Origin of the sequence: Pseudomonas sp. NPDC089918 (genome assembly GCF_050280605.1) — a bacterium.
Taxonomy (GTDB): Bacteria; Pseudomonadota; Gammaproteobacteria; order Pseudomonadales; family Pseudomonadaceae; genus Aquipseudomonas.
Window position 1 is genome coordinate 47911 of the sequence record NZ_JBNNVP010000014.1, and the last position, 25103, is coordinate 73013.

Annotated in this window: 25 protein-coding genes and 2 pseudogenes; 9 read left to right on the forward strand and 18 right to left on the reverse strand. The window is 59.3% G+C overall.

What is annotated here, in order from left to right:
- Positions 1-41 precede the first annotated feature (41 nt).
- Together ACQKPC_RS12445 and ACQKPC_RS12450 are read left to right on the forward strand one after the other, a co-directional pair.
- Positions 42-998, forward strand: coding sequence for a p-hydroxyphenylacetate 3-hydroxylase reductase component (locus ACQKPC_RS12445; protein WP_427624818.1), 957 nt, complete (start codon positions 42-44; stop codon positions 996-998).
- 146 nt (positions 999-1144) lie between these two features.
- Positions 1145-2050 (forward strand): methyl-accepting chemotaxis protein, encoded by a 906-nt coding sequence (locus ACQKPC_RS12450; protein ID WP_427624820.1) that lies wholly within the window; start codon positions 1145-1147, stop codon positions 2048-2050.
- A 39-nt stretch (positions 2051-2089) separates the two neighbouring features.
- On the opposite strand, the gene ACQKPC_RS12455 is transcribed toward ACQKPC_RS12450, so the two are convergent.
- On the reverse strand, positions 2090-3418 hold the full coding sequence (locus ACQKPC_RS12455) for a hypothetical protein (protein WP_427624821.1): 1329 nt from the start codon (positions 3416-3418) through the stop codon (positions 2090-2092).
- Between the two features lie 304 nt (positions 3419-3722).
- Here ACQKPC_RS12455 and ACQKPC_RS12460 point away from each other — a divergent pair, with 304 nt between their 5' ends.
- The 3 genes from ACQKPC_RS12460 to feaR all read left to right on the forward strand — a co-directional run bounded on the left by ACQKPC_RS12460 (position 3723) and on the right by feaR (position 6860).
- A complete protein-coding gene (locus ACQKPC_RS12460) occupies positions 3723-5222 on the forward strand; it encodes an APC family permease (RefSeq protein ID WP_427624823.1) in 1500 nt (499 codons plus the stop codon).
- Entirely contained in the window at positions 5203-5787 is a 585-nt protein-coding gene (locus ACQKPC_RS12465) for a DUF3156 family protein (protein ID WP_427624940.1), read from the forward strand. Before ACQKPC_RS12460 ends, ACQKPC_RS12465 begins: the two co-directional genes overlap by 20 nt.
- Positions 5788-5897: 110 nt before the next feature.
- On the forward strand, positions 5898-6860 hold the full coding sequence (gene feaR / locus ACQKPC_RS12470; RefSeq protein WP_427624824.1) for a transcriptional regulator FeaR: 963 nt from the start codon (positions 5898-5900) through the stop codon (positions 6858-6860).
- A 65-nt stretch (positions 6861-6925) separates the two neighbouring features.
- Here the strand turns inward: feaR and ACQKPC_RS12475 are convergent, their stop codons facing one another.
- The 6 genes from ACQKPC_RS12475 to ACQKPC_RS12500 all read right to left on the reverse strand — a co-directional run bounded on the left by ACQKPC_RS12475 (position 6926) and on the right by ACQKPC_RS12500 (position 11818).
- A complete protein-coding gene (locus ACQKPC_RS12475; RefSeq protein WP_427624826.1) occupies positions 6926-7693 on the reverse strand; it encodes an SDR family oxidoreductase in 768 nt (255 codons plus the stop codon).
- Positions 7686-8486: an SDR family NAD(P)-dependent oxidoreductase gene (locus ACQKPC_RS12480; protein ID WP_427624828.1), complete on the reverse strand. Its 801-nt coding sequence runs from the start codon at positions 8484-8486 to the stop codon at positions 7686-7688. The genes ACQKPC_RS12475 and ACQKPC_RS12480 overlap by 8 nt, the downstream gene beginning before the upstream one ends.
- Positions 8479-9300: a molybdenum cofactor biosynthesis F family protein gene (locus tag ACQKPC_RS12485; protein WP_427624830.1), complete on the reverse strand. Its 822-nt coding sequence runs from the start codon at positions 9298-9300 to the stop codon at positions 8479-8481. Before ACQKPC_RS12485 ends, ACQKPC_RS12480 begins: the two co-directional genes overlap by 8 nt.
- An 85-nt stretch (positions 9301-9385) precedes the next feature.
- Positions 9386-10045, reverse strand: coding sequence for a response regulator transcription factor (locus tag ACQKPC_RS12490; protein ID WP_427624832.1), 660 nt, complete (start codon positions 10043-10045; stop codon positions 9386-9388).
- A 56-nt stretch (positions 10046-10101) separates the two neighbouring features.
- Positions 10102-10467 carry a cupin domain-containing protein gene (locus tag ACQKPC_RS12495; RefSeq protein WP_427624834.1) on the reverse strand — a complete coding sequence of 122 codons (366 nt, stop codon included), beginning with the start codon at positions 10465-10467 and terminating at the stop codon, positions 10102-10104.
- A 52-nt stretch (positions 10468-10519) separates the two neighbouring features.
- Entirely contained in the window at positions 10520-11818 is a 1299-nt protein-coding gene (locus tag ACQKPC_RS12500) for an NAD(P)/FAD-dependent oxidoreductase (protein ID WP_427624836.1), read from the reverse strand.
- A 235-nt stretch (positions 11819-12053) separates the two neighbouring features.
- On the opposite strand from ACQKPC_RS12500, the gene hpaR (ACQKPC_RS12505) reads away from it, so the two are divergent.
- Positions 12054-12479, forward strand: a complete 426-nt coding sequence (gene hpaR / locus ACQKPC_RS12505) for a homoprotocatechuate degradation operon regulator HpaR (RefSeq protein WP_427624838.1) — start codon at positions 12054-12056, stop codon at positions 12477-12479.
- A 142-nt stretch (positions 12480-12621) separates the two neighbouring features.
- On the opposite strand, the gene ACQKPC_RS12510 is transcribed toward hpaR (ACQKPC_RS12505), so the two are convergent.
- The 9 genes from ACQKPC_RS12510 to ACQKPC_RS12550 all read right to left on the reverse strand — a co-directional run bounded on the left by ACQKPC_RS12510 (position 12622) and on the right by ACQKPC_RS12550 (position 21392).
- Entirely contained in the window at positions 12622-14076 is a 1455-nt protein-coding gene (locus ACQKPC_RS12510) for an NAD-dependent succinate-semialdehyde dehydrogenase (RefSeq protein WP_427624840.1), read from the reverse strand.
- Between the two features lie 17 nt (positions 14077-14093).
- Positions 14094-14894 (reverse strand): 4-hydroxy-2-oxoheptanedioate aldolase, encoded by an 801-nt coding sequence (gene hpaI, locus ACQKPC_RS12515; RefSeq protein WP_427624842.1) that lies wholly within the window; start codon positions 14892-14894, stop codon positions 14094-14096.
- Between the two features lie 18 nt (positions 14895-14912).
- Positions 14913-15716 carry a 2-oxo-hept-4-ene-1,7-dioate hydratase gene (hpaH, locus tag ACQKPC_RS12520; RefSeq protein WP_427624844.1) on the reverse strand — a complete coding sequence of 268 codons (804 nt, stop codon included), beginning with the start codon at positions 15714-15716 and terminating at the stop codon, positions 14913-14915.
- Between the two features lie 12 nt (positions 15717-15728).
- Complete coding sequence (locus tag ACQKPC_RS12525) at positions 15729-17033, reverse strand: MFS transporter (protein ID WP_427624846.1); 1305 nt, start codon at positions 17031-17033, stop codon at positions 15729-15731.
- 49 nt (positions 17034-17082) lie between these two features.
- Positions 17083-17475, reverse strand: a complete 393-nt coding sequence (locus tag ACQKPC_RS12530) for a 5-carboxymethyl-2-hydroxymuconate isomerase (protein ID WP_427624848.1) — start codon at positions 17473-17475, stop codon at positions 17083-17085.
- 49 nt (positions 17476-17524) lie between these two features.
- Positions 17525-18382 carry a 3,4-dihydroxyphenylacetate 2,3-dioxygenase gene (gene hpaD, locus ACQKPC_RS12535; RefSeq protein WP_427624850.1) on the reverse strand — a complete coding sequence of 286 codons (858 nt, stop codon included), beginning with the start codon at positions 18380-18382 and terminating at the stop codon, positions 17525-17527.
- Between the two features lie 105 nt (positions 18383-18487).
- A complete protein-coding gene (hpaE, locus tag ACQKPC_RS12540) occupies positions 18488-19948 on the reverse strand; it encodes a 5-carboxymethyl-2-hydroxymuconate semialdehyde dehydrogenase (protein WP_427624852.1) in 1461 nt (486 codons plus the stop codon).
- 5 nt (positions 19949-19953) lie between these two features.
- A complete protein-coding gene (locus ACQKPC_RS12545) occupies positions 19954-20724 on the reverse strand; it encodes a fumarylacetoacetate hydrolase family protein (RefSeq protein ID WP_427624854.1) in 771 nt (256 codons plus the stop codon).
- Positions 20725-20735: 11 nt separating this feature from the next.
- Complete coding sequence (locus ACQKPC_RS12550; protein WP_427624856.1) at positions 20736-21392, reverse strand: fumarylacetoacetate hydrolase family protein; 657 nt, start codon at positions 21390-21392, stop codon at positions 20736-20738.
- Positions 21393-21580: 188 nt separating this feature from the next.
- Here ACQKPC_RS12550 and hpaA point away from each other — a divergent pair, with 188 nt between their 5' ends.
- From hpaA to ACQKPC_RS12565, 3 genes are all read left to right on the forward strand, one after another.
- Entirely contained in the window at positions 21581-22483 is a 903-nt protein-coding gene (gene hpaA / locus ACQKPC_RS12555) for a 4-hydroxyphenylacetate catabolism regulatory protein HpaA (RefSeq protein WP_427624858.1), read from the forward strand.
- 213 nt (positions 22484-22696) lie between these two features.
- Entirely contained in the window at positions 22697-23119 is a 423-nt protein-coding gene (gene hpaR, locus ACQKPC_RS12560) for a homoprotocatechuate degradation operon regulator HpaR (RefSeq protein WP_105341072.1), read from the forward strand.
- Positions 23120-23647: 528 nt separating this feature from the next.
- A complete protein-coding gene (locus ACQKPC_RS12565) occupies positions 23648-24454 on the forward strand; it encodes a tyrosine-type recombinase/integrase (RefSeq protein ID WP_427624941.1) in 807 nt (268 codons plus the stop codon).
- On the opposite strand, the pseudogene ACQKPC_RS12570 reads toward ACQKPC_RS12565, so the two are convergent.
- Positions 24413-24523 (reverse strand): annotated as a pseudogene (locus tag ACQKPC_RS12570) (DUF159 family protein); the annotation flags it as partial. The gene ACQKPC_RS12565 and the pseudogene ACQKPC_RS12570 sit on opposite strands and share 42 nt — an antisense overlap.
- Positions 24522-25103: pseudogene (gene aceE / locus ACQKPC_RS12575) on the reverse strand (pyruvate dehydrogenase (acetyl-transferring), homodimeric type); the annotation flags it as partial. The pseudogenes ACQKPC_RS12570 and aceE, both read right to left, overlap by 2 nt.

Consider the following 25103-nt stretch of genomic DNA (forward strand, 5'->3'; position numbering starts at 1 on the left):
AACAATCAGGACTGCTCCTCAAAGCAGTCCGGGAGTCTTGCATGTCTGATAACAGCGTTTGTGCAGCCACTGAATCGACCTTCGACCCACGCGCCTTTCGCCGGGCACTGGGCAATTTCGCTACCGGAGTGACCGTGGTGACCGCCGCCACCGCATCCGGGCGCAAAGTCGGGGTGACCGCCAACAGCTTCAACTCGGTATCCCTCGATCCGCCTCTGGTGCTGTGGAGCATCGACAAGCGGTCCAACAGCCACGAGGTGTTCGAAGAGGCTAGCCATTTTGCGGTCAACGTACTGGCGGTGGACCAGATCGATCTCTCCAACAATTTCGCCCGCCCCAAGGAAGATCGCTTCGCCGAGATCGAGTTCGAACCAGGCGAGGGCGGCGCGCCGGTATTCGCTGATTGCTCGGCGCGTTTTCACTGTGAGAAATACCAGCAAGTGGACGGCGGCGATCACTGGATCATGATCGGCAAGGTGGTGGCCTTCGACGACTTCGGCCGCTCGCCGTTGCTCTATCACCAAGGTGCCTACTCCATGGTCCTGCCCCATACCCGCATGACCAAGCGCGATGAAAGCCAGCCTCCGAGCAGCCATTTCCAGGGACGCCTCAGCCACAACCTGTATTACCTGATGACCCAGGCGGTGCGGGCCTACCAGTCCAGCTACCAGCCACGGCAGCTGTCCACAGGCCTGCGCACCAGCGAGGCACGGATGCTGATGGTGCTGGAAAGTGACGCTGGGCTGGGCCTGAACGATCTGTTGCGGGAGGTGGCAATGCCGGTGCGAGAAATCGATGAGGCGGTGGCCAACCTCAAGCGCAAAGGGCTGGTCAACGACGATGACAGCCGCGTGCGCCTGACCGCTGCCGGTATCGAGCAGACCGAAGACCTCTGGGCCATTGCTCGGGAGCAGCAGGACAAGGTGTTCGCCGATTTCAGCGAAGAACAGATCGACACCTTCAAAGCGGTGTTGAAGAGGCTGATCAGTAACTGCTGATATCCCATCAAATTTTTATGGCGCCTCAGGGCGCCATTTTTATTGATGGCAGACAGGAGCAAGCGCCTCAGCAGCCTCGTACAAGCAATCACCTTCAGTTTGCTATCAGATCCAGTGTTTCGACTCGACGAACAAAGGACAGGCTGATGTTCTTCAAGAAGCATAAACAGCTGCAGGCGCTCGCTGAGGCCGTGCAGCTGGAACAGTTCACGCAAGAAAAAGCCCAAATCGTGCAGCGGCTGCTGACGGCCGAGAGCCTGGCCAAGGACCAGACCGGCCAATTGGAGCGAAGCGAGCAGGCGCTTGAAACCCTTCGCCAGCAACTGGAACAGGCCCGGAGCCGCGAGCAGGCGCTTGAAGTCGAGTTAAGCCGGCATGTGCAGCTGTCCCGCCAGCATCGGCAGGAGGAGCAGATCTGGGAACTGTTGCAGTCGACGCTGACCGAAGGCTGCTGGGACATCACCGTGGTCAACGGCGATGTGCAGGATCCAGCCAGCTGCATGCGGTTTTCCAATCAGTTCCGCATCCTCATGGGCTATGCCCTGCATGAGCTGCCCGATGGCTGGGATGCTCAGGTCAGCATTACTCATCCTGACGATCTTCCGAAGATCATGGCGATCTTCGATCGGGAAATACTCGCAACCCACAGTGGTGGCGAATACGTCTTTGAATACCGGATGCGCCATAAGACCCGTGACTACATCTGGTGTCGCGAGCGTGGCCGTGCGGTGCGTGACGAGCAGGGACGTTTGACCCGGGTCATCGGCGCGGTACGTGATATCAGCGACGAACATTCGGCCAAGGCGACTCATCGGCAAATGCTCGAGCAGAATCAGGCGACCTATGGCCAGATCGCGACGGTGGTGGGGGTCATCAAAGGCATCGCCGACCAGACCAATCTGTTGGCCTTGAACGCCGCCATTGAAGCGGCGAGAGCGGGGGAGGTCGGGCGCGGGTTTTCAGTGGTGGCTGATGAAGTGCGCAAACTCGCGGAAAATACCCGTCAGGCGACGCATCAGATTCAGACGATGTTGCATCAGCACAAGCAGTAGGCCTGTTCAGGAGCTGCGCAAGGCAGCTCCTGAAGGAGATCAGAAGGGTACGGCCACGGTCAGCTGGCTGTAGACATTGGTGCCGTTGCCGCCTACCTGATTGCCACCGTTGCTTGCATCCTTTTTCGGTTGGTACAGACCGACCAGCGGACTGATGATCAAGTGGCTGTTGACCGCCCATTCGACATACAGGTCCAGTTCGCGGGCATCCAGATTGAGCGCATTGCTTTTATCCAGGGTGTTGAAGTCGAAGTACAACGCACCGACCGTCAAATTCTCCAGCGGGGTCGCCTTGACGCCGACATGATGGATTCCGGTGTTGTTATTGAAAGGACCCGCGTAGTTGGAGGCAACCTCCCCCTGAAACCAGGTGCCGTAACCGGTGCTTAATCCGGTGAACAGGGCGTCCCATTTTTCCGAGTAACGCGTATAGCGGTAGGTCAGCTTCGGTGACCAGGCAATGTCAGCGAAGGTATAGCCGGCCTCGGCATACCATGCTTTCTCAGGACCCGCATCCTTGTCCTGCCATGCGTATTCGAAAGCGAAACTCGCGTTCTCGATACCGGCATCACCTTCACCGCGCAGGCTGTAGATATCCATGCCTTTGCGTTGTTTCTGGAAATCGCTGGCCCACTGGTCCGTGACATCAATACCGTGGACCCAGGTCAGACCCAGCGTGCCGGCTTTGGCCGTGTAGTCAAGGGTGCCGGCTGCCAGCTCGGTTTCAGCCTGGGCACGGTTGTCAGACTTGAGCCACAGTACATTGCCATGCAGGCCATCCTGGCCACCCAGGCGTAGCACTGCAGTGCGGTCGAAGGCATGCCGTGCCGCGAGGTAGTAGGCACCGCCACGGTTCAGCGCACCGTCAGCCGGGCCTTTACCCAGGTTCGGTCCGTCGTCGTTGATCAGGAACCCTCTGCCGAGTTTGACCACTTGGCGACCGCCGGAAAAATCGACGCCGTCTTTCCCTAGCGCCGGGAACAGGTCCGCAGAACGCCAACCGAGGTAAGCATCCTCGATTTTAGTGGTGCGCTCCGAACCGTCGGTGTTGCCGGCGGCGTCGCCGTCGCCCCAAGTGCCGGAGCTGACCCAATTGAGCGCTCCATAGCCCGTGCCGTTGCCATCGAACCCTTGATCGCCGCTCAATCCATACTTGATGAAACCTTCCTGCCAGGTGGAACCGCCCGCCGTGCCATCGTAGTTCTTGCGACTGTTGAACATCCCGTACACGGCCAGGAAATCGGCGTTCAGATGGCTGTCATTATCGGCGTAAAGTTCGTAGGCCTGGACCGACGAGTCGCTGATCAAGAGTGCGATACCCAGGGCGACGGCCTTGGGCAGAGATCGCGCTTTCAGTGTTTGCTCCATTATTGTTATTCCCCGGTATGGTAAGACAGCAGGTAGGTCGAGCGCCCATTAGGGCGGCCGGGGGCGGGGGAAGTCTTTCACCTGCGTGCCAGACATTTGATCCTGTCAGCCACGCGGTGAAGCTTGGCAGGGAGCAACAAAACCGGCGGCAGACATGGGCAAGACGATCAGAGCGGCAGAGGCGCACAGTAGCTCTGCACACGGCGCCGTTTCGATCAGGGACTGGCTGGGGAGGGCGTTATCGCCAGCTCCTTGAACGGCTCGCTACACCCATTATAAAAATCCGCTTTCGAGGATCTGCACTATGTCGATCAATGACAGACTCACCGAGCATTTGAACCGGGGCACGGTTGGTTTTCCCACTGCGCTCGCCAGCACCATTGGTCTGATCATGGCCAGCCCGGTGATTCTCACCGCGACCATGGGGTTCGGTATCGGCGGCAGCGCCTTCGCGGTGGCCATGTTGATCGCCGTGGTGATGATGCTGGCTCAGGCGACCACCTTCGCTGAAGCTGCGTCGATCCTGCCAACCACCGGTTCGGTCTACGACTACATCAATTGCGGCATGGGCCGTTTCTTCGCGATCACCGGTACGTTGTCGGCCTACCTGATTGTCCATGTGTTCGCCGGAACCGCGGAAACCATTCTTTCCGGGGTCATGGCGCTGGTGAACTTCGAGCACCTCAATACCCTGGCCGAATCGGCCGGCGGTTCATGGTTGCTGGGGGTGGGCTTCGTCGTCGTGTTCGGGGTTCTCAATGCCTTCGGCGTCAGTGCTTTCGGCAGGGCCGAGATCATCCTCACCTTCGGTATGTGGACCACCTTGATGGTATTTGGCGTATTGGGTTTGATTGCCGCACCAGCGGTGCAACTGGATGGCTGGTTCGGTGAGTCGATGGTCGGCACTGACCTGATTACCATTCTGTCGCTGGTGGGCATGGCCATGTTCATGTTCGTCGGTTGCGAGTTCGTCACCCCGCTGGCGCCGGACCTGCGCAATTCGGCCAAGGTCATGCCCAAGGCGATGATTCTCGGTTTGCTGAGCGTGGCGACGTGCATGTTCATCTACGGGGCGGCGATGAAACGTCAGGTGGAGAACGTGTTGCTCGATACCGCCAGCGGCGTGCATTTGCTCGATACACCGATGGCCATTCCAAAGTTCGCCGAGCAGGTGATGGGCGATATCGGTCCGATGTGGTTGGGGATCGGCTTTCTTTTTGCCGGGGCGGCGACCATCAATACGCTGATGGCCGGGGTGCCACGGATTCTCTACGGCATGGCGGTCGACGGCGCGTTGCCCAAGGTCTTCACCTACCTGCACCCACGCTTCAAGACACCGATTCTGTGCATTCTGGTAGTGATGCTGATTCCTTGTCTGCATGCACTGTATCTGGGCGGCAACGCCGACAACATCATGCCCCTGGTGCTGGCGGCCGTCTGTGCCTGGAGTTTCGCTTATCTGCTGGTGACGCTGTCAGTGGTGATTCTGCGGATCCGCCGTCCCGATCTGCCGCGGGCCTATCGCTCGCCGTTCTTCCCGCTGCCGCAGATTGTCTCCAGCATCGGCATCCTACTGGGCATGTGGTTCATCACGCCGCCCGGCATGAACCCTGCAGACATCTATGTTCCGTTCGCGGTGATGCTTGGTGGCACCGCGGTGTACGCGCTGTTCTGGACGTTAGTCGTGCAGAAGGTCAATCCATTCAAGCCGGCTTCGGTGGAAGAAGTGTTGGCCAAGGAGTTTTCGAATGAGCCAGGGCACCCTGACAACGGGTATATCGACCATGCTGCAAAAACTGTCTGAGCTGTTCAATGCCAGACGCGCCCCGGCCGGTTACCGGCCGGGGGTGACGCTCGAGCACCTGCGGCGCAACCTCGGCCTGGCCAGTTTCGAGCAGACAGGGCCGACAGCGGCCCGGGCTTCGCTGGACGATGGTAGCCTGCAATTGGAGATCGTCGAGCGCACCGAGTCGCAGCTGTTGATGCACCTGGTCCTGACCGAATTCGTAATCCGGGTGCCTGCTTCGAGGGAGGGCACGGCGAGCTTTGAATTGCACCATGGCGGGGCTATCCGACGGACCGGAATCCGCTGTCGGCAGCGTGCTGGAGATGCCGCGCTACTGAGCAGGTTACAGGCCAGGTTGCAGGAGGATAGAACATTGCACCAGGCCTTGATGCCGCTGGACTTCAAACGCTTGCGCATCGATCTGGACGGGAGTCAGTGGTGCGTTCGGCTGGAGCATATGGGCGGTAGCGAGGTAGTCAACCGGATGCCGGCCTTTCGTCGCTACATCGCCTTGAGCCGTGAGCAGCGCGACTGGCTGCTCGAGTCCTTGAGCGGTTTGCAGCGAGTGCTGCGCACGCTTTGAGATTGGCATCATAAGTGCTTTCACATACGGCTATCAGTACTTGTTGCGCACATATAGATAACATGTTAACTATTGCGCTACAAAAACAAAAAGCCATTGTGGAGATACCCATGAGCATCCAACAGATTGTGCAAGACGGGCTGCAAACCTGGACCCGGGATCTGCGAGCTGTTTGCGGTCACTTCGACACAGAACTGGCCTTCAACCGCGCGCTGTTCATCGGTGAGGTTTCCAAGTTCTCCCGAGGCGGTCTGCCGCTGGCCAACCTGCGCACCAATGCGGGCCTCATCAAGCGCTCCAAGAACAACCCCGACCACGATAACGACCAGCATTGTTTCCTGGTCAGCCAGCGCAGCGGCTACGCCCAGATCACGCAGAATGGCCAGAGCATCCAGCTGGCTCCCGGGGATCTTCTGTTGATGGATTCGGCAGGGTCCATCGAAATCACCCCCTTCGGCCTGATCGAACATGCCTCCCTGTCATTGTCCCGCAATGAAGTGTGCAAGCAGCTCGGCAGCCAGTCCAGGACCTTCGGCAAGATTTCCTCGAGCAAGGCCTGCGGGCGGATGCTGCACGTGCTGATGGATCAGTTGTGCAAAGACAGCCTGGAGGGTGAAGGCGCCGCGGGCGAGGGCGAGGCCCTGCAGTGTGCTTTTGTTTCGCTGCTCGGCTCGGCATTCGAGCAGGATCATGATTCGCGGGACGACAGCGCCTCGTTGCAGGGCAGTAACCTGCGCAGCTATGTGCAGAAAGTCATCGATGAATCCCTGACCCAGCCCGGCCTGAGTCCGGTGGGCCTGGCCAGTCGACTGAACATTTCAGTGCGGCATTTGTACCGGTTGTTCGAAGAACAGGACGATAGCGTCTGCCGTTACATCCAACGGGCGCGGCTCAAACGCAGCGCCGATGACCTGACCAACCCTTTCCTGAGGACTGAATCGATCACCTCGATTGCCTACAAGTGGGGTTTCACCGATTCGGCGCATTTCAGCCGCTCGTTCAAGAAGCAGTTCGAGCTATCACCCAAGGACTTTCGTTCCAGTCATTTGCAGCAAGCGGTGGGGGCGGCGTGAGTATTTGACTGGATGTAAAAAGGGGGCTTTCCATAGCCCCCTTTTTAGTATTGAAAAAAGCTGTATCAAACCTCTGGCAAGGTCGATCCCCCATCGACCACCAGCGTCTGTCCGGTAATGTAGCTCGCCAGATCCGACGCCAAAAACAGCATGGCTCCGGCGATATCGGCCGCAGTGCCCAGTCGTCCCAAAGGCACACGGCTGGCGATATCGTCGTTGACCTGGTCGCCCCCCAGATTGCCCATGGCCGGCGTCGCGATCATGCCGGGCTCAACGCCATTGACCCGCACGTTGTATCCGGCCAGCTCCAGTGCGGCATTGCGAATGAAACCGTTGACCCCGGCCTTGGACGCCGCATAGTGACTCAGCCCCGGGTAGGCCACTCGTGGGCCAGTGACCGATGAGGTCACCAGCACGCAACTCTGACCCTGACGACGGAACATCGGCAAGGCCGCTTGGGTCAGCCAGAACAGTGCCGAGAGGTTGACGGCCAGGGTACGGTCGAGAATGGCTGGGGTGATCTCAGCGAAGGGTGTCAGCGGAAAATACCCGGCGTTGTGCACCAGGATATCCAGCCGACCCATACGCTGCTCCAGACTCTGAACCAGTTCGAACACCGCCGTGGACTCGGCCAGATCGACGCACACGGCTTCGACCTGACACGCCCGCCCGGACAATTCGATGGCCAGCGCCTGGGCCTGAGGCAATTGCAGATCGGCGATTACCACGCGCGCACCGCGCAAGGCGAAAGCTTCGACGATCGCCCGTCCAATGCCTTGGGCGCCGCCGGTCACCAGTACGGTGCGACCGCTGAAATCCAGGTCTTCAGACATGAGGCTGCTCCATATGGGTATAAGCCAGGGTCGGCACATCGACGATGCTCGAACCGCCGTCGGCCACCACCGTTGCACCGGTGATGATCGAGGCCTCGCTGGACGCCAGGAAGCGACACACCCTGGCTATTTCTTCGGCACTGGCCGGTCGGCGCAATGGCACGTCGGCGCAGACTCGGTCATAGGCTTGCTGCAGCGTTTCGCCATAAAAATCCATCAGCGGCTGCATCTCCTGATCGGCCATGGGCGTGCGTACCCAGCCCGGGCAGACGGCATTCACCCGCACGCCGCGCGGGCCGTAATCCCTGGCCAGCGAGCGGTTGAGGCCGAGCAGCGCGTGCTTGGCCGTGGTGTAGCCGCAGACTTCGGGCCCTGCCGCCAGTGAGGCAATGGAACCGATCAGCACGATGTTGCCAGTACTTTCCAGTAGCAGCGGCAGACAGGCCCGGGCACTATAGAAAGCGCTGTCCAGGTTGCTGCGCAGCGCCGCTTCCCAGGTATGCGGGCTGGTCTGAGTGGCGCTGCCCAGACCATGACCGCCGGCACAGGCCAGCAGCACATCAAGCCGACCATAACGCTGACGAATCTGCGCGACGAAACCTTCCCAGGTGTCCGGACAGGCTGCATCACCGACCAGGACCAGGCCGCCGGTTTCCTGGGCAATCTGCTCCAGCGGCTCGCGGCGACGGCCGATCAGCACCAGATTGGCGCCTTCGGCTGCGTACAGCCGAGCGCAGGCGGCACCGATGCCAGTCCCGGCTCCGGTGATTGCAACGATACGTGGCTCAGGCATCGGGATACTCCGTCTGGTTCAGAACCTGGCAGTAAGAGGCGACTGGAAAGTTCGACAGCTCATCGAAGGACGACCCGGCATAACCGAAAATCTTGCCGTCGCTGCGGTGCTGTTGCATGTCGATCAGCAGCACTCCGAGGGTCGGAATGATCTTCTCGCGCCAGACGAACAGGTACAGCTGATCGGCGATCTTGTAGTAGTGGCAACGGTCGGTGTCGCACAGGCCTTGCTCTACACCCTTCAGACACTGCCAGGAATAGAATTGATCGTTGAGGTAGATGTGCTCGTAGACTTCGCTCGGACTGTAGCGATACAGGTTGCGCAGGCCGGTCAGTTCGCTTGTTGGTGCGTGAGGGCATTGGCCTTCCTGCCAGGGACGATCGAGGCTGCCATGCAGGAAATCCACCTCGACCGAGGTCAGGTTCTTGCCGGCCAGCGCACGGCTGTAGAGGCCTTCACGAGTTTGCTCCTGGGTCGGCATGCGACCGATCACGGCGGTGAACGCAGCGCTGGCGGTGTCGAGCACCAGACTCACCGACCAGGCTTGAGCGCCTTCGCGCTTGATGAAATCCACCAGGTACAGACCGGGGCGCACCGAAGTTGCCCGATACACCGCGGCGCCGTTGGAGTGGCCGTCGGCAGCGGTCCAAGACACCGTTTCGGTGTCGAAACGATGCTCGATCTGCCAGCCATTGGCGAAGTACAGCGTGAAGGTCTTGCCGTTCAGGTCGGCCAGGTTCGGCAGAATGAAGGCTTCTGGGGCAAAGCCATCGGCCAGGGCGCCAACGGTGATCCAGTCGGATGATGTCGTCATTGCAATGCTCCGGTTGTGTGAAATAACAACTTGGAGCATGCGGTTCGCAGACAAGCTCGCCTATCAACCGGATGGTTGAACCGGGTTAGAGAAACAGCGTTCCTACCAACTCGGTGCGGCTGCTGACGCCGGTCTTGCGAAACAGGTTGATCAGGTGGGTCTTGATGGTTGGCAGACCGACTTCCAATTCACGGGCCAATTGCTTGTTGCTGGCGCCCTGGCGCAACAACAACGCGATCTGCCGCTCCTTGGGCGTCAGGTCGATCAGCGGATCTTCGCAGGGTGGCATGTTCGCCACGGCCAGTTGCAGCAGAGACTGCAAGGCATTGAGCTGGGCCAGCTGGTCGCTGGTGAAGGCGCCTTGTTCCGCGGTGCGCAGCAATGAGATGGCGGCCTGAGGCTGGCCTGCGCGATGGGCGAGGATCTCCACCACATCGACGACGCCGTAGCGCTGCAGAAAATCTCGATAGCGCCGACTGTCGCGAGTCGACTGTCGGGCCATGGCCAGGCCCAGCGGCACCACGGCCAGCCCGCTGGACAGGCAATTGCGCGGTTGCAGCGGGTCGAACTGACGGTAGTTGTCCAGGTAGTCGCGATGCATCTCAGCGCTCATGCAATGCAAGCGGAAATCACGGGCTTGCAGTTGCCGGTCGACACAGTAGAACGCCGCCTGACTGGCAGGAACGAGTTGAGTGAAAGCCTGCAGGCAATGGCCGGCGACTTCCTGGGTGGGGATGGCGTTCATGGTCAGTAACCTTCGCCAAAAAAAGGCTGCCGGTGGGAGTCGGCAGCCAGGATCGATCAGACGACCGCGAAATAATGCTTCACAAAGCTTTCACTGACAACTTCCCAGAGAACAGCCGTGCCCTTGGTCACGAACCAGCTGTCGCCGGCCTTGTAGCGAGTGCTCTGGCCGGTAGATTCGTCGGTCAGGACCACTTCGCCGGTGACCACGGTGGCTTGTTCGGCGAACGGATAGACCATCCGGAATTTTCCTTGGGTGGTGCCGAAGTAGGCACTGCTGACCGGGTCGGTCGGCGCGCCGAAGGTCATTTTGCCGAAGGCCCGGACTTCGCCTTCGAGGATTTCCGAGCCGAGGTCGGCGACGGTGCCCCAGGCGTCCAGTTCGGACAGCTGGATGTCTTTCTTGAGGGTAACAAGGGTCATGGCAGTTGCTCCTGATGAGTAAAAAAGAGGAAGGGGAAGAGCGCCTCGACCGTTACCGGCGCCCGTTCCAGTAACCCGATAGCTGGTGCCAGGACTTGCCGGCGGTCAGCAACAGTGGGCGAAACGCATCTTTGCCAATGATGGTCGGGCGGTGGATCGAACTGACCAGGTCATAGCGCGCCGAACCTTCACTCATGCCTTCGGCCAGCACCTTGCAAATGATGTGACTGGGGGTGACGCCGAAGCCCGAATAGCCCTGAACGAAGAAGGCGTTGCTGCGACCGGGCAGGGTGCCGATCTGCGGGAACAGGTTCGGGCTGCAGGCCATCGGACCACCCCAGGCCAGGTCGATTTTCACGTCCTTGAGGTAGGGGAAAATCTTCAGCATCAAGCGGCGATTCCAGGCCTTCAGATCCAGGGGAATGTGCTCGACCAGCGGCGTGGCCGCGCCGAACAACAGACGGTTTTCGTTGGTGACACGGTAGTAGTCGATCACCGGGCGAATATCGCTGTAGGCGCCGCGAATCGGGCTGATGCGGTTGATCAGCTCGTCCGACAGTGGCTCGGTCATCATCTGGAAGGCGTACGTGTTGATGGTCGAGCGGTGCAGTTCGGGTTCCAGCTTGTTGAGGAAACTGTCGCAGGCCCACAGCAGCTTGCTGGCCTTGACCGAGCCGCGCCCGGTACGCACGGTGATGCGCTCGCCATAACTGACTTCCAGGGCCGGGCTGTTCTCGAAAATCCGCACGCCGTGACTGGCCAGCGCCTTGGCTTCACCGAGCAGCAGGTTCAGCGAATGGACGTGACCGCCACCCATATGCAAAAGGGCACTGCTGTAGGCATCGGAACCGATGATTTGCTTGACGTCCGAACCACCGAGAAAGCGAATCTCGTGTTTGGTGTTGATCGATTTGAAGTCTTTTTCCCAAGCGCGAAGGGTCTTTTCCTGGCGAGCGTTGAAACCCATGTAGCCGTAGCCGTGACAGAAGTCGGCATCGATGTCGTACTTGGCGATGCGATCCTTGATGATGTCCGCGCCCAGGTCGCTGATCTCGAAGACCTGACGCAAACCGTCCTCACCCACGTCCTTCTTGATCTTCTCCAGGTCGTGACCGATGCCGGCCATGATCTGCCCGCCATTGCGGCCAGTACCGCCAAAACCCAGGTAACGCGCTTCCAGCACGACGATATTGGTGATGCCTTTTTCGGCGAGCTCAAGTGCGGTATTGATGCCGGAGAAACCACCGCCAATGATCACTACATCCGCTTCCACATCCTGTTCCAGGGTCGGGAAACTGAGGTTGTATTTCTTGGTGGCCGTGTAATAAGTGGGCGTTTCGATATTGATCATGGCGCAGCCTGAAAAAGTGAAGGAAAACTCAAGCGCTCGGGACTTCGAGAAGCTCTGTACCGGATGACTCTTATTAAGAGCCTTGGCGCAATGAATGTCTTGATTCTCTGTGCCGGGATTTTTGATTCAGCGCGCCAGTGCCCCCCGGAGACCCACAAGTTATAGCGTGTCGTGAGTGGGACAGTGGTAGAGTTTCGTTAAACTATTAACTAAATCAACCGTGATTCTGACTTCCATGCATAAACCCCGGCAATCCCTGACCTTGACCCTATTGCAGGCCCGTGAAGCGGCCATGAGTTTTTTTCGGCCCTCGCTCAACCAGCATGGCCTGACTGAACAACAGTGGCGGGTCATCCGCATCCTCAGTCAGCACGACGAACTGGAAATCTACCAACTGGCGGAACTGGCCTGCATTCTCAAACCGAGCATGACCGGTGTACTGGTGCGCATGGAGGCGGCCGGTATGGTCCATCGGCGCAAGGCCGAGCAGGATCAGCGGCGGGTATTGGTGACTCTGGCCGAAAAGGGCGAGGCGTGTTTTGCGTCCATGAGCCAGTGCATGGAAGAGAACTACCAACGGTTGCAGGCGCAGTTGGGCGAGGAGAAATTGCTGACGTTGCTCGGGCTGCTCGATGAGCTGAAAACCATCAAGCGCTTGTAGGAGCCGAGCTTGCTCGCGATGCAGGCGCCGCGGTGCGCCAGGCCAACCGCTTCATCGCTCATCGCGAGCTAGCCCGGCTCCCACAAGGCCCGCACAAGACCTTGCTGCTTGTTGGCCCTCAATCGGAAGCCGGTCAGCCGGACTATTTGATGCTCAGGCACATGTACTTCTGCTCGATGTAATCATCAATCCCGTACTTCGAACCTTCGCGACCCAATCCTGACTGCTTGATCCCGCCGAACGGCGCCACTTCGGTGGAGATCAGTCCTTCGTTGACCCCGACCATGCCGTACTCCAGCGCTTCGCTGACGCGCCAGGCGCGGCCCAGGTCGCGGGTGTAGACATAGGACGCCAGACCGAACTCCGTATCGTTGGCCATAGCGATTGCCTCGGCTTCGGTGTCGAAGCGAAACAGCGGTGCCAGCGGGCCGAAGGTCTCATCCCGGGCCACCAGCATGGCCGGGGTGACGTCGCCGAGCACCGTGGGCTCGAAGAAGTTGCCGCCCAGTGCGTGGAGTTTGCCGCCGGCCAGCAGCGTGGCGCCCTTGGCCAGCGCGTCGCTGATGTGTTCTTCGACCTTGGCCACGGCTTTGGCGTTGATCAGCGGCCCTTGGTGCGCGCCCTCGGTCTCGGCCCGGGCGACCTTGAGGGCATTGACCGCCAGCACCAGGCGGCGGGAGAACTCGTCATAGACACTGTTCTGCACCAGCAAGCGGTTGGTGCAGACACAGGTCTGGCCGCTGTTGCGGAATTTAGAGCCGATCGCACCTTCCACCGCGGCATCCAGGTCGGCGTCTTCGAAGACGATAAAGGGCGCGTTGCCGCCCAGTTCCAGGCTGACTTTCTTGATGGTTTGCGCACACTGGGCCATCAGTAATTTGCCGATACCGGTGGAGCCGGTGAACGAGAGTTTCTGCACCGCTGGGTTACCCGTCAGCTCGGCACCGATTTCCCGGGAGCGGGTGCCGGTGACCACGTTCAGCACGCCGGCCGGAATTCCGGCGCGTTCGCCGAGTTCAGCCAGAGCCAGGGCCGACAGCGGGGTTTCCGACGCCGGTTTGAGCACCACGGTGCAACCGGCGGCCAGCGCCGGCCCGACCTTGCGGGTGATCATCGCATTAGGGAAATTCCATGGCGTGATGGCTGCAACCACCCCGATAGCCTGTTTGATTACCACCAGCCGCCGGCCTTGCTTGTCGTGAGGAATCACATCGCCGTAGACCCGCTTGGCTTCTTCGGCGAACCACTCGATAAAGCTCGCGCCATAAGCAATTTCGCTGCGACTCTCGGCCAATGGCTTGCCTTGTTCCCAACTGAGCAAGCGGGCCAGGTCTTCCTGATTGGCCATGATCAGCTCGAACCATGTTCGCAGCACGTTGCTGCGTTCCTTGGCGGTCTTGCCGCGCCAGGCGGGCAGGGCAACCTGAGCCGCAGAGATGGCGCGAGCGGTTTCGGCCTGGCTGAGGGAGCTGACTTGGGTGATGGTTTGGCCATCCGCCGGGTTGGTCACCGCGAAACGGGTGCCGTCATCGGCGTCGATCCATTGGCCATTGATGTAAGCCTGCTCGCGCAGCAGTTTCAAATCGTTAAGTTTCATCGGACTTCTCGAAAAAATCAGTACACGCCACCGGAGCTGGTGGGCGCCGGAGCATCTTTGAATTTGCCAGCGAGGGTTTGCAGACCGCGCATCAGCACGGTGGTGTCGACGCCGACAGCAACGAAGGCCGCGCCCAGCTCGATATAGCGCCGGGCGAGTTTTTCGTCGGCGCTGAGAATGCCTGCGGCCTTGCCGGCCTTCTGAATCCGCACAATGGCGTCCTCGATGGCCGCCTGCACCTCGGGATGTCCTGGATTGCCGCGATGACCCATGGACGCGCTCAAATCCGCCGGGCCGATAAACACCCCGTCGACGCCCTCGACCGCCGCAATGGCATCCAGGTTGGCCAGGCCTTCGCGATTCTCGATCTGCACCAGCAGGCACATCTGCGCATCGGCCTGATCCAGGTAACCGGGAATGCTGTTCCAGCGCGAAGCACGGGCCAGCGCACTGCCGACACCGCGTATGCCCTGGGGCGGGTAGTGAATCGCGCGCACCAGTTCCCGTGCCTGCTCAGCACTTTCGACCATCGGGATCAGCAGGGTCTGGGCGCCGATATCCAGCACCTGTTTGATCAGCGCGGTATCGCCGATCACCGGGCGGATGATTGCCTGGCTTGGGTAGGGCGCGACAGCTTGCAACTGGCTGAGCATGCCGCGCAGGTCATTGGGAGCATGTTCGCCATCGATCAGTAGCCAATCGAAACCGGCATTCGCCGCCAGCTCGGCGCAATAGGCATCGGCCAGACCGAGCCAGAGACCGATCTGTGCTTCGCTGCTTTTCAGACGTTGTTTGAAACGGTTGATGGGCATGTCCATAGAACAGTCCTCCAGGGATCAGACGAAGCGGCAGGAGATGGAACCCAGCATGTCGTAATCGACATGGAAGGTATCGCCGGGATTGGCCGCCACCGGACGGGTAAAGGAACCGCCAAGAATGATCTGCCCAGCTTCCAGGGTGACGTCGTACGCGGCCAGCTTGTTCGCCAGCCAGGCCACGCCTTTGGCCGGATGATTGAGGACTGCGGCCGAAACCCCGGACTCTTCGATCACGCCGTTGCGGTAGAGCACGGCGGGCACCTTGCGTAGGTCGATCTCGGTCGGCCGCACGGCGCGACCGCCCATGACCACTCCGGCGTTGGCGGCATTGTCCGAAATGGTGTCGAACACCTTGCGTGTCGCGTTGGTCTGCGGGTCAACTTGCTGAATGCGGGCGTCGATGATCTCCAATGCCGGGATCACCCATTCAGTGGCGTCGAGCACGTCGAAGATCGTGCAGTTCGGGCCTTTGAGCGGCTTACCAAGGATGAACGCCAGCTCCACTTCCACCCGTGGCACGATAAAGCGTTCGAAAGGAATGTCAGTGCCCTCGTCGAAGAACATGTCATCGAGCAGCGCACCAAAATCCGGCTCGGTGATGTTCGAGGACACTTGCATGGCCCGTGAGGTCAGGCCGATCTTGTGCCCGACCAGCTTGCGCCCGTCCTTGATTTTCTGTGCGACCCAGGCGCGCTGGATGGCATACGCGTCTTCGATCGTGATAGCCGGGTGATCGAGGGAAAATTGCCGGACCTGCTCCCTGGAGCGTTCGGCCCGATCCAGTTGTGCGGCGGCGTGAAGGATTTGCTGTTGATCGAGCATGACGAAGATCTCTTATTGTGGATTGACGATGGCTGCATTGGTGCGCAGCACCAGGAAGCTGCCGAGAGCGATTAACAGCGCCAGGACATACAGGGCCAGGCTGGCGCTCTGAGTGGTGTCGCGCATCCAGCCGATCAGGTAAGGCGCGAGGAACGAGGCGATGCTGCCGAACGAGCTGATCAGTGCGATCCCGGCGGCCTGAGTGCCGTTGGACAGAAAGGCCGGCGGCAGTTGCCAGAACATCGGCAAGGCGGCACTGGCACCCATTCCGGCGATGATCAGACCACCCAGCACCAGCAGCGGATTGCCCGGCGCCAGGCCTGCCACGGCGATACCGGTGGCGGCCATCAGCAGTGGCACACAGAGGTGCCAGCGACGCTCGCGATTACGGTCGGAAGAGCGTCCGCAACCGATCATGAAGAAGCAGCCGGCCAGATAGGGCACAGCACTGAGTAGACCTACCTTGCCATCGCTGGCAATCCCCGCGCCGTGGATCAGTGTCGGCATCCAGAAGGCCAGAGTGTTGACCGCCAACATCACCGCAAAATAGATCGCCACCAGCAGCCAGACCTGCGGGTCGCGCACAATGCCGCCGAAGGAGGTGATGGATTTGCGCTGTTCTTCACTGCTCAGCTGCGCTCGCAGTTGTTGCTTCTGCATCGGGTTGAGCCACTTCACCGTTTCGAAGCTATCCGGCAGGCACTTGAGCACCACCAGGCCGAGGAGAACCACCGGCGCCCCTTCGATCAGGAACATCCACTGCCAGCCTCGCAGCCCGCCGAAGTCGTTGAAGTTTTCCAGGATGGCGCCGGACAACGGTCCGCCGATGACACCGGCCATGGGCACGGCAATGGCAAACAGGGCCGTAACTTGTGCCCGGCGTCGGGCCGGGTACCAGCGATTGAGAAACACCAGGATCCCGGGAAAGAAACCTGCTTCGGCCACACCCAGCAGAAAGCGCAGGACATAGAAACCGCTGGAGCTTTCGATCCACAACATGCTGGTGGAAAGCACACCCCAGACCACCATCAGGCTGGCGATCCAGCGTCGTGGCCCGACCCGGTCCAGCGCTATGTTGCTCGGTACGCCGAACAGCGCGTAGGCAATGAAGAACAGCCCGGCGCCGAAGCCATAGACCGTATCGCTGAAGTGCAGGTCAGTACTCATCTGCATCTTGGCGAAGCCGATGTTAATCCGGTCCAGGTGGGCGAACAGGTAACAAATCAGCAGCAAGGGCATCAGTCGCCAGGTAACGACGCTGTGGGTACGATCGTGTTCGATCAGGGTAGTGGTGTCGGCGGTATTGGCTGTGCTCATGATGTTGTACTTTTTGTCTGAGTGGCCGTTGGCAGAAGGAGGGTGTGAATCAGCCCGCCTGGTTCTTTAAGAAGGCATGCACGTTGTTTTGCTTGAAGTTCAGTTCGGAGTGCAGTTCGATCATCTCGAACGACAAAGCCAGCAAGCGTTGCAACTGCAGCTCGGCGAAGTGTTCGGTGATCACGTTGAACAGGGTTTCGGCGACTGTCTGCCGGGTCGGCAGATCCCGTCCGTGACCGACCTTGAGGGTCATATGGACGAAGGCGTAATCGTGCTTGCCGTCAGCCATGCGCCAGGTGTCCAGGCGCACACCGCGACTGCGAATGCCGCCTAGGGGAAACACGCCGCTGTCTCCCAGGACGGCGTGAACCTTTTCGAACAGCGCGGGCAAATTCGCCTGCTGTTCGATGTTGTCGGTGTATTCGGCGATGAAATGCGGCATGTGAGTCTCCCGGGCCGCGAGCAACCCTCAGGCTGCCCGCGAGTGAGTGTCAGAGGGGGAAAATGGCGTTGATCTGGCCGGTGCCGGAACTGCCGAAGGGCTCCGTGATGATCTCGGCAGGTTTGTTGTACTCGGGGCCGCCGAGCAGTCCGAGGAGCATCGCGGTGTCGTGCATTTTGCCCTCGCCAAAGCAATGTTCGGCGTAATCAGGGAGCATCGCGCAGAACTCCTTGAAGCGGCCTTGTTTCCACATCTCGACCACGTGCAGGTCCATCTGCTTGTCGAATTCGCGGGTCCAGTTGTGGATGTTGGCTTCGGCTTGGCGGTCATCCGAGAAACGGTGGGACAGCGAGCCGGAAGCCAATACCAGCACCTTGCGGTCGCTCTTCTCGATGGCCCGACGCACTGCAGCGCCAAAGGCAAAGCTGTCTTCCAGACGGTGCCAGGCACACCAGGCTGCAATGGAAATTACGTTGAGCTTCTGCTCGTCGGGGACGCCCATGTGCATGTAACGCATCGGCACCAGCGTGCCGTATTCCAGTTCTAGGCTCGGGATGTTGTGAGCCATGGTGCGGACCCCGGCAAGATTGGCTTCGGCCGCGATCAATTCGCCCAATTCCGGGCAGCCTGGGTATTCGTACTCCATATTCTTGATGAAGTGCGGCAGTTCGTTACTGGTGTAGATGCCCTTGAAATGTTCGCCGCAGTTGACGTGATAACCACTGTTGACCAGCCAGTGCACGTCGAACACCACGGCGGTATCGGCACCGAGTTCGCGGGCGCGACGGCCGATTTCCTTGTGCCCGGCTATCGCCGCTTCGCGACAACCGTGGTGCTTGCCGGGCATCTCAGATAGGTACATCGAAGGTACGTGGCAGATCTTCGCGGCCAGGACGACTTCGCCCATGATGATTCTCCTGAAATTGTTGTTTGATTCAGTCTGTTGGCGGTCGACGTTTGCGATAGGCCGATGCGCGACCCATTGCTGTCTCCGACAGCCGTTACCGGCGGTCTAGATGCCCCAACGCGGAATGTGATGACTGCCCATGGAGATGCAAACGTTCTTGATCTCGGCGAACACTTCGAAGCTGTACTGGCCGCCTTCACGACCGGTGCCGGAGCCTTTCACACCGCCGAACGGCTGACGCAGGTCGCGCACGTTCTGGCTGTTGATGAACACCATGCCGGCTTCGATGCCATAGGCCAAACGATGCGCTTTGCCAATGTCCTGGGTCCAGATATAGGACGCCAGGCCGTATTCCGTATCGTTGGCCAGTTGCAGGGCCTCGGCTTCGTCCTTGAACGGGATCAGGCAGACCACCGGGCCGAAGATTTCTTCCTGGGCGATGCGCATCTTGTTGTTCACGTCGGCGAACACCGTCGGCTGGATGAACTGACCGTGGCTCAGGTGCGCCGGCAGATTGGCCGGACGTTCCAGGCCACCGGCGAGGAGGGTGGCGCCTTCTTCGATGCCGATCTTGATGTAGCCGGTGACCTTGTCGTAATGGGCCTGGGTAATCATCGAGCCGACCTGGGTTTTCGGGTCTTGCGGGTCGCCGACGATCAGGCGTTTGGCACGCGCGGCAAACTCGGCGACGAACTGCGGGTAAACGCTTTCCTGGATGAAGATCCGGCTACCGGCGGTGCAGCGTTCACCGTTGAGCGAGAAGATGGTGAACAGCGCCGCGTCGAGGGCGCGTTCCAGATCAGCGTCTTCGAAGATCAGCACCGGTGACTTGCCGCCCAGTTCCATGGAGTACTTTTTCAGGCCGGCGGTCTGCATGATTTTCTTGCCAGTGGCGGTACCTCCGGTGAATGAAATTGCGCGCACATCCGCGTGCCGAACCAGGGCGTCGCCGGCGGTAGCACCATAACCCTGGATGACGTTGAGCACGCCCTTGGGAATGCCGGCTTCGACGGCCAGGCGACCCAGTTCATTGGCGGTCAGCGGCGACAGCTCGGACATCTTCAGCACGGCTGTATTGCCCAACGCCAGGCATGGCGCGGTCTTCCAGGTGGCGGTCATGAACGGTACGTTCCATGGCGACACCAGGGCGCAGACTCCTACCGGCTGATACAGCGTGTAGTTGAGCATCTGGTCATCGACCGGGTAGCTGTGCCCGTCCATGCGGGTGCAGACTTCAGCGAAGAAATCGAAGTTGTGCGAGGCCCGTGGAATCAACACGTTCTTGGTCTGGTGGATTGGCAGGCCCGTATCGAGGGTTTCCAGTTCGGCCAGACGCGGTACGTTCTGCTCGATCAGTTCGCCGAGCTTGCGCATCAGCTTTGCGCGCTCCTTGGCCGGGGTCGCTGCCCATTTCGGGAAGGCTTCCTTGGCGGCGGCCACTGCCTGAGACACTTCCTCGGCGCCGCCGCTGGCGACTTCACCAATGGCTTCACCGGTAGCCGGGTTGTAATTGACGAAGGTGTCTTTGCTTTCGACCTCGCGGCCGTTGATCCAGTGTTTGATCATGTTGCTCAAGCCTCGTTACGGGCGAAGAAGAATTCCGCTTCGCTGACAATTCGATTGACCAGGCGACCCACGCCTTCCACTTCCACAATCACTTCATCACCTGGCACCACATCGGCCAAGCCTTCCGGCGTACCCGTGGCGATCATGTCGCCGGGTTGCAGGGTCATGAAGCTGGACAGGTATTCGATCAGGTAAGGGATGTCGAAAATCATGTCGGAGGTCGAGCCTTCCTGACGCAATTCACCGTTGACCCAGGTGCGCAGTTTCAGGTTGCTCGGGTCTGGAACGTCGGCAACGTCAACGATCCACGGACCGACCGGCGTTGTGGCATCGCGGTTCTTCACTCGCAGGTTGGGCCGGTAGTAGTTTTCCAGGTAGTCACGGATCGCGTAGTCGTTGCACACCGTGTAGCCGGCCAGGTACTCGAGGGCGTCTTCACGCTTGACGTTGCGCGCCGGCTTGCCGATGACGGCCACCAGTTCACATTCGTAGTGCATGTAGGCGACGTTGTCCGGACGCCAGGTGGTCTGGTTGTGGCCGGTGTAGGTGCCAGGGGACTTGATGAATGCCAGCGGTTCGGTCGGCGGCTTGAAGGCCAGTTCGGCGGCGTGGTCGGCGTAGTTCAGGCCCAGGGCGAACATGCTGCCGGTGGCCGGTGGCAACCACTCAACCTGACTCTCGGCCAGCAGGCGGCCATCGGCCAGGCGCAGAGCGTTGTGTTCTTCGACATGGGCGAGGTGGACTTCGCCTTCAAAACGGATACGGGCGTGTTTCATGGAAGCTCCTGTTACTCGGCCACGATGTGGTTGACGAGGCGGCCCAGGCCGCTGATTTCGACTTCGACGGTGTCGCCGGGCTGGACATCGACACGGCCTTCAGGGGTGCCGGTGATCAGCACATCGCCTTCGTGGAGAGTCATGAACTCGCTGATCTCGGCGATCAGCTGGGGAATGCTGCGCACGAAGTTGGCCGTGGAATTTTCCTGGCGCAGTTCACCGTTGACGAACAGTTTCAGACTTAACTGATGCGGGTTGGCGACCTGGTCACGGGCCACCAGTTCCGGGCCCAGCGAGCAGAAGCCGTCACGGCACTTGGCCTTGACCGCCGGACGGTAGTAGCTGTCTTCCGGCAGGCTGAACTCGTTGACGATGGTGTAGCCGGCCACATGTTCCAGCGCATTCTCGATGCTGACCCGGCTGGCGCTTTTGCCGATCACCACACCCAGTGCAGGGCCCGGTTGCAGGCGTTCACCTTGCGGATGAATCACGGCGCAGTCATGGCCATTGCGGGTATTGGGCGTCTTGATGAACAGCACCGGCTTGACCGGCGGTTTCTGGTAAGGCGCTTGCTCAAATTCGGCGAATCGTTGGTTCAGCAACCCTTGATAGTTCAGCGCAACGCCGAACAGGGTGCCGTTCGCAACATCATGCAGGGCACGGCTCATGCTTTTCTCCTGGCGGTGGCGGAGCAGTGACTGCTTCGCGAAATATTCGTTAACCTGTTAACGTTATAATTAATATGTTAACAATCGTCAAGCATGGCAAAATCTTCCGGCAGTGGTTAGCCGCCTGAAACCGGCGCAGGATGAAGGTCCTTGCACTGCCAACACCCAAACAAGAAAGAGAACGAGCGATGATCGATCGTCAGCCGATCCCCAATATCAACATCGGTCAGGTCTACGACCAGCGCTACAGCGATGCCGAAGTGCACTACGACAAACTCGGCAACCTGGCGGAATTCTTCGGCCGCAACATGCCCGTGCACCGACACGACCGGTTCTTCCAGGTGCATTACGTGAAGAGCGGCGCGGTGCGGGTCTATCTGGATGACCAGCAATACCTCGAGTCGGGACCGATGTTTTTCCTCACACCACCGACGGTGGCCCATTCCTTCGTCACCGAAGCGGACGCCGACGGGCACGTGTTGACGGTGCGCCAGCAACTGGTCTGGCAGTTGATCGATGCCGACCCCAGCCTGGCGCCCGGCGCGCAGTTGCCGGCGGCCTGCGTGGCGCTGGCGCGGCTGGCACCGCAATTCCAATCCGAGGTCAGGCGCCTGGAGTTTCTGTTCGAGGAACTGTGCAGCGAGATCAACGCCGATGGGCCGGGGCGGGGTTCGGCGTTGGACAGCCTGACGCGATTGATCATGATCAGTCTGCTCAGGTTGTGCGCCAACTCCCTGGAAGCCCGCCCGGCGCGCCATGAAGACTTGCGGATCTTCCACCGCTTCAACGAGTTGATCGAAGACCATTACCTGCAGCATTGGCCATTGTCGCGCTATGCCGACGGTATTGGTGTTACCGAGGCACGGCTCAATGACGTCTGCCGACGCATTGCCGACTTGCCGTCGAAACGGCTGATCCTCGAACGACTGATGCAGGAAGCCAAGCGCCTGTTGCTGTTCACCGGCAGTTCGGCCAATGAGATCTGCTACCAGCTGGGCTTCAAGGACCCGGCCTATTTCAGTCGATTCTTCCAACGTTATGCGCAGGTAACCCCTGGGGAGTATCGACTGCGACAGTCGGGTTTGCGCTGAGGTAGCCATGTTTGCTTCTCGATAGGCGTCGAGTGTCTGTGGAGCAATCATGGCTGCAGCCGGCACCCGGAAAAATGGCTTTTACAGGGAACCGATTGCACTTTTCATAGAATGTCACCACAAGGCCAAGCTGGCTTTGCTCTCCTGAATAGTTGCGTGCACTCTGTGCCGACTCTAAGCTTTGACGCTTCGACCTCTTTTTCTGCGTGAACCATGCCGACCCCCAGACCGTCCCTTACGCTCACCTTGTTGCAGGCCCGCGAAGCGGCCATGGCATTTTTCCGGCCGTTGCTCAATGAACATGATCTGACTGAGCAGCAGTGGCGGGTGATTCGTATCCTGCGCCAGCACGGCGAACTGGAAAGCCATCAGCTGGCTCATCTGGCGTGCATCCTCAAGCCGAGCATGACCGGTGTTCTTTCCCGACTGGAGCGCGACGGTATCGTCCGTCGCAGGAAGTCGTCGGAAGATCAGCGCCGGGTGTTCGTCGCTCTCACCGAGCAGGGGCAGCAGTGTTTTGTCGACATGAGTGCGGGGATGGAAAGCAATTACCTGAAGATTCAGGAGCAGTTCGGTGAGGAGCAGCTTCAACAGTTGCTGGAGCTGCTCAGTAAGCTGAAGAACATCAAGCCCTGACCGACACAATGTTTGACTGGCTTGCCGACCTCACGGGAAGCTGATGATTTTGCGGCTGGCAACGTGACTTCCGCGGGAGTTGATGCCGTCAGCCTGATGGTTGGTTCTGCGGCTGGATGTAGAAAGCACTCGATAGCACGGTTTTGAGTGATGTTCTTCTTGTTCTTGACATGCCCTCCGAATAAGTCAAAAAATGAGTCCATTCCCACTGAGGGGATATTTAAAAACCTTTAGATTTCAATGGGTCGGACGCTAGATGCGAGTCTCGTTTCCCGTTCCAGATGTTGATCTACAGATGTCTACTGAAATCTGTAAGTCATTGAAAATAGAGGCTTCGGCCTCTTTTTTCGTTCCAGTGATTTCTACTGAAAACCACCCCCCCAGCCACGCTTTTTTTGTACATTAAAACGTACATCGAAATCCGGTCCCAGGACGTGTCAGTTTTCACATAGATGATGCATTGCTGGAACCCGTACATCTCTCCTCAATCGATCGAGACGAGGAGATGTACGTATGCCTTTGACTGATATGGCTGTTCGCCACGCGAAAAACTTCGTAAAAAATTACAGCCTCAAGGACATGGACGGCTTGCACCTATTCGTCAGTTCGACAGGTGCCAAGAGCTGGCATTTTCGTTTCACCTGGCTGAGCAAGCCGGCTCGCATCTCCTTGGGAATGTATCCGGAGCTAAGCCTTAAAGACGCTCGTTCTGCTCGCGACAATGCGCGGACCTTGGTCGCGAAGGGGATTGACCCTCGAGCCGCTCGAAGAGAGGATCGTCTCGCTGCCTTGGCTGCTGATGAGAATTCTTTTGCTGCAGTCTTTCTTGCCTGGCGAACCTTCAAGGCGGTCACATTGAAGCTCGGACGCCAAACCTCGCTTTCTCAGATTGATCGCATTTTTGCCAAAGACGTTTTGCCTTTGCTTGGGCCTCTACCTATTGCCGAGATTTCTCGTCAGCACTTGATCGAATTGCTGCGCAGAATTGAGAGTCGTCAGGCGTTCACTACCGCGGAAAAATGCCGGACCTGGTTCAACCAATTGTTCCGCTATGCCATGGTTGAAAAGGGACTGATGACCAATCCCTCAGCAGATCTCGATATTGTCGCCATTCCCAAACCGCCAGTGACAAACAACCCCTATTTGTTCATGGAAGACCTTCCTGTCTTCCTGCAAAAATTACGGCATTATGGTGGTGGCAAAGCGACTGTTTTGGGTTTGCGCTTGCTGTTCCTGACCGGCGTGCGAACAGGTGAATTGCGGTTAGCTGAGCCTGATCAGTTTGACTTGGATCGGGGGATTTGGAGCGTAGCAGGATCTAGCCATTCGGTTTAGCGTCACCGGCAGGCGATCGTGAATATCAACCATGCTTTCTTTGCTGTCGGCGGTGATGATCACGAATCCCCATCAGTTGTACGTGTTTGCCTTCGATTGGCTGCGCCGGGGCCGAGAGCCGATACGTGCCTTTGAGAATGTCCTGCTCGGCACCTTCGGGCATGGGCGGGTGGGCGTAGTTTTCATTGAGCAAGGTGATGTAGTAATAGATGTCTTCGTTTTCGACATACATACGCCGCATGCCATCCTGGATGATCACCGCCAGCTCATAGGCGAAAGTCGGGTCGTAGGACACGCAGCACGGTACGGTGGACGACAGCACATGGCTGTGACCATCGTCATGTTGCAGGCCTTCGCCCATCAGCGTGGTCCTGCCGGACGTAGCGCCCAGTAGAAAACCTCGGGCGCGCGCATCGCCTGCCGCCCAGGCTAAATCGTCGACGCGCTGGAAGCCGAACATCGAGTAAAAGATGTAGAAGGGCACCATCGTCACGCCGTGGGTACTGTACGAAGTACTCGCCGCGATCCACGACGAAATCCCGCCGGATTCGTTCAGCCCCTCCTGCATGATCTGGCCATCGCGCACCTCCTTGTAATCACTCAGCTGGCCGGCGTCCTGAGGCGTATACAACTGGCCAATGTGGGAGTG

What these genes read in the sequence shown, in the direction of transcription:
- ACQKPC_RS12445 (WP_427624818.1), top strand. Translation starts at nt 42, where the DNA reads ATGTCTGATAACAGCGTTTGTGCAGCCACTGAATCGACCTTCGACCCA.
- ACQKPC_RS12450 (WP_427624820.1), top strand. Translation starts at nt 1,145, where the DNA reads ATGTTCTTCAAGAAGCATAAACAGCTGCAGGCGCTCGCTGAGGCCGTG.
- ACQKPC_RS12455 (WP_427624821.1), bottom strand. Translation starts at nt 3,418, where the DNA reads ATGGAGCAAACACTGAAAGCGCGATCTCTGCCCAAGGCCGTCGCCCTG.
- ACQKPC_RS12460 (WP_427624823.1), top strand. Translation starts at nt 3,723, where the DNA reads ATGTCGATCAATGACAGACTCACCGAGCATTTGAACCGGGGCACGGTT.
- ACQKPC_RS12465 (WP_427624940.1), top strand. Translation starts at nt 5,203, where the DNA reads ATGCTGCAAAAACTGTCTGAGCTGTTCAATGCCAGACGCGCCCCGGCC.
- feaR (WP_427624824.1), top strand. Translation starts at nt 5,898, where the DNA reads ATGAGCATCCAACAGATTGTGCAAGACGGGCTGCAAACCTGGACCCGG.
- ACQKPC_RS12475 (WP_427624826.1), bottom strand. Translation starts at nt 7,693, where the DNA reads ATGTCTGAAGACCTGGATTTCAGCGGTCGCACCGTACTGGTGACCGGC.
- ACQKPC_RS12480 (WP_427624828.1), bottom strand. Translation starts at nt 8,486, where the DNA reads ATGCCTGAGCCACGTATCGTTGCAATCACCGGAGCCGGGACTGGCATC.
- ACQKPC_RS12485 (WP_427624830.1), bottom strand. Translation starts at nt 9,300, where the DNA reads ATGACGACATCATCCGACTGGATCACCGTTGGCGCCCTGGCCGATGGC.
- ACQKPC_RS12490 (WP_427624832.1), bottom strand. Translation starts at nt 10,045, where the DNA reads ATGAACGCCATCCCCACCCAGGAAGTCGCCGGCCATTGCCTGCAGGCT.
- ACQKPC_RS12495 (WP_427624834.1), bottom strand. Translation starts at nt 10,467, where the DNA reads ATGACCCTTGTTACCCTCAAGAAAGACATCCAGCTGTCCGAACTGGAC.
- ACQKPC_RS12500 (WP_427624836.1), bottom strand. Translation starts at nt 11,818, where the DNA reads ATGATCAATATCGAAACGCCCACTTATTACACGGCCACCAAGAAATAC.
- hpaR (WP_427624838.1), top strand. Translation starts at nt 12,054, where the DNA reads ATGCATAAACCCCGGCAATCCCTGACCTTGACCCTATTGCAGGCCCGT.
- ACQKPC_RS12510 (WP_427624840.1), bottom strand. Translation starts at nt 14,076, where the DNA reads ATGAAACTTAACGATTTGAAACTGCTGCGCGAGCAGGCTTACATCAAT.
- hpaI (WP_427624842.1), bottom strand. Translation starts at nt 14,894, where the DNA reads ATGGACATGCCCATCAACCGTTTCAAACAACGTCTGAAAAGCAGCGAA.
- hpaH (WP_427624844.1), bottom strand. Translation starts at nt 15,716, where the DNA reads ATGCTCGATCAACAGCAAATCCTTCACGCCGCCGCACAACTGGATCGG.
- ACQKPC_RS12525 (WP_427624846.1), bottom strand. Translation starts at nt 17,033, where the DNA reads ATGAGCACAGCCAATACCGCCGACACCACTACCCTGATCGAACACGAT.
- ACQKPC_RS12530 (WP_427624848.1), bottom strand. Translation starts at nt 17,475, where the DNA reads ATGCCGCATTTCATCGCCGAATACACCGACAACATCGAACAGCAGGCG.
- hpaD (WP_427624850.1), bottom strand. Translation starts at nt 18,382, where the DNA reads ATGGGCGAAGTCGTCCTGGCCGCGAAGATCTGCCACGTACCTTCGATG.
- hpaE (WP_427624852.1), bottom strand. Translation starts at nt 19,948, where the DNA reads ATGATCAAACACTGGATCAACGGCCGCGAGGTCGAAAGCAAAGACACC.
- ACQKPC_RS12545 (WP_427624854.1), bottom strand. Translation starts at nt 20,724, where the DNA reads ATGAAACACGCCCGTATCCGTTTTGAAGGCGAAGTCCACCTCGCCCAT.
- ACQKPC_RS12550 (WP_427624856.1), bottom strand. Translation starts at nt 21,392, where the DNA reads ATGAGCCGTGCCCTGCATGATGTTGCGAACGGCACCCTGTTCGGCGTT.
- hpaA (WP_427624858.1), top strand. Translation starts at nt 21,581, where the DNA reads ATGATCGATCGTCAGCCGATCCCCAATATCAACATCGGTCAGGTCTAC.
- hpaR (WP_105341072.1), top strand. Translation starts at nt 22,697, where the DNA reads ATGCCGACCCCCAGACCGTCCCTTACGCTCACCTTGTTGCAGGCCCGC.
- ACQKPC_RS12565 (WP_427624941.1), top strand. Translation starts at nt 23,648, where the DNA reads ATGGCTGTTCGCCACGCGAAAAACTTCGTAAAAAATTACAGCCTCAAG.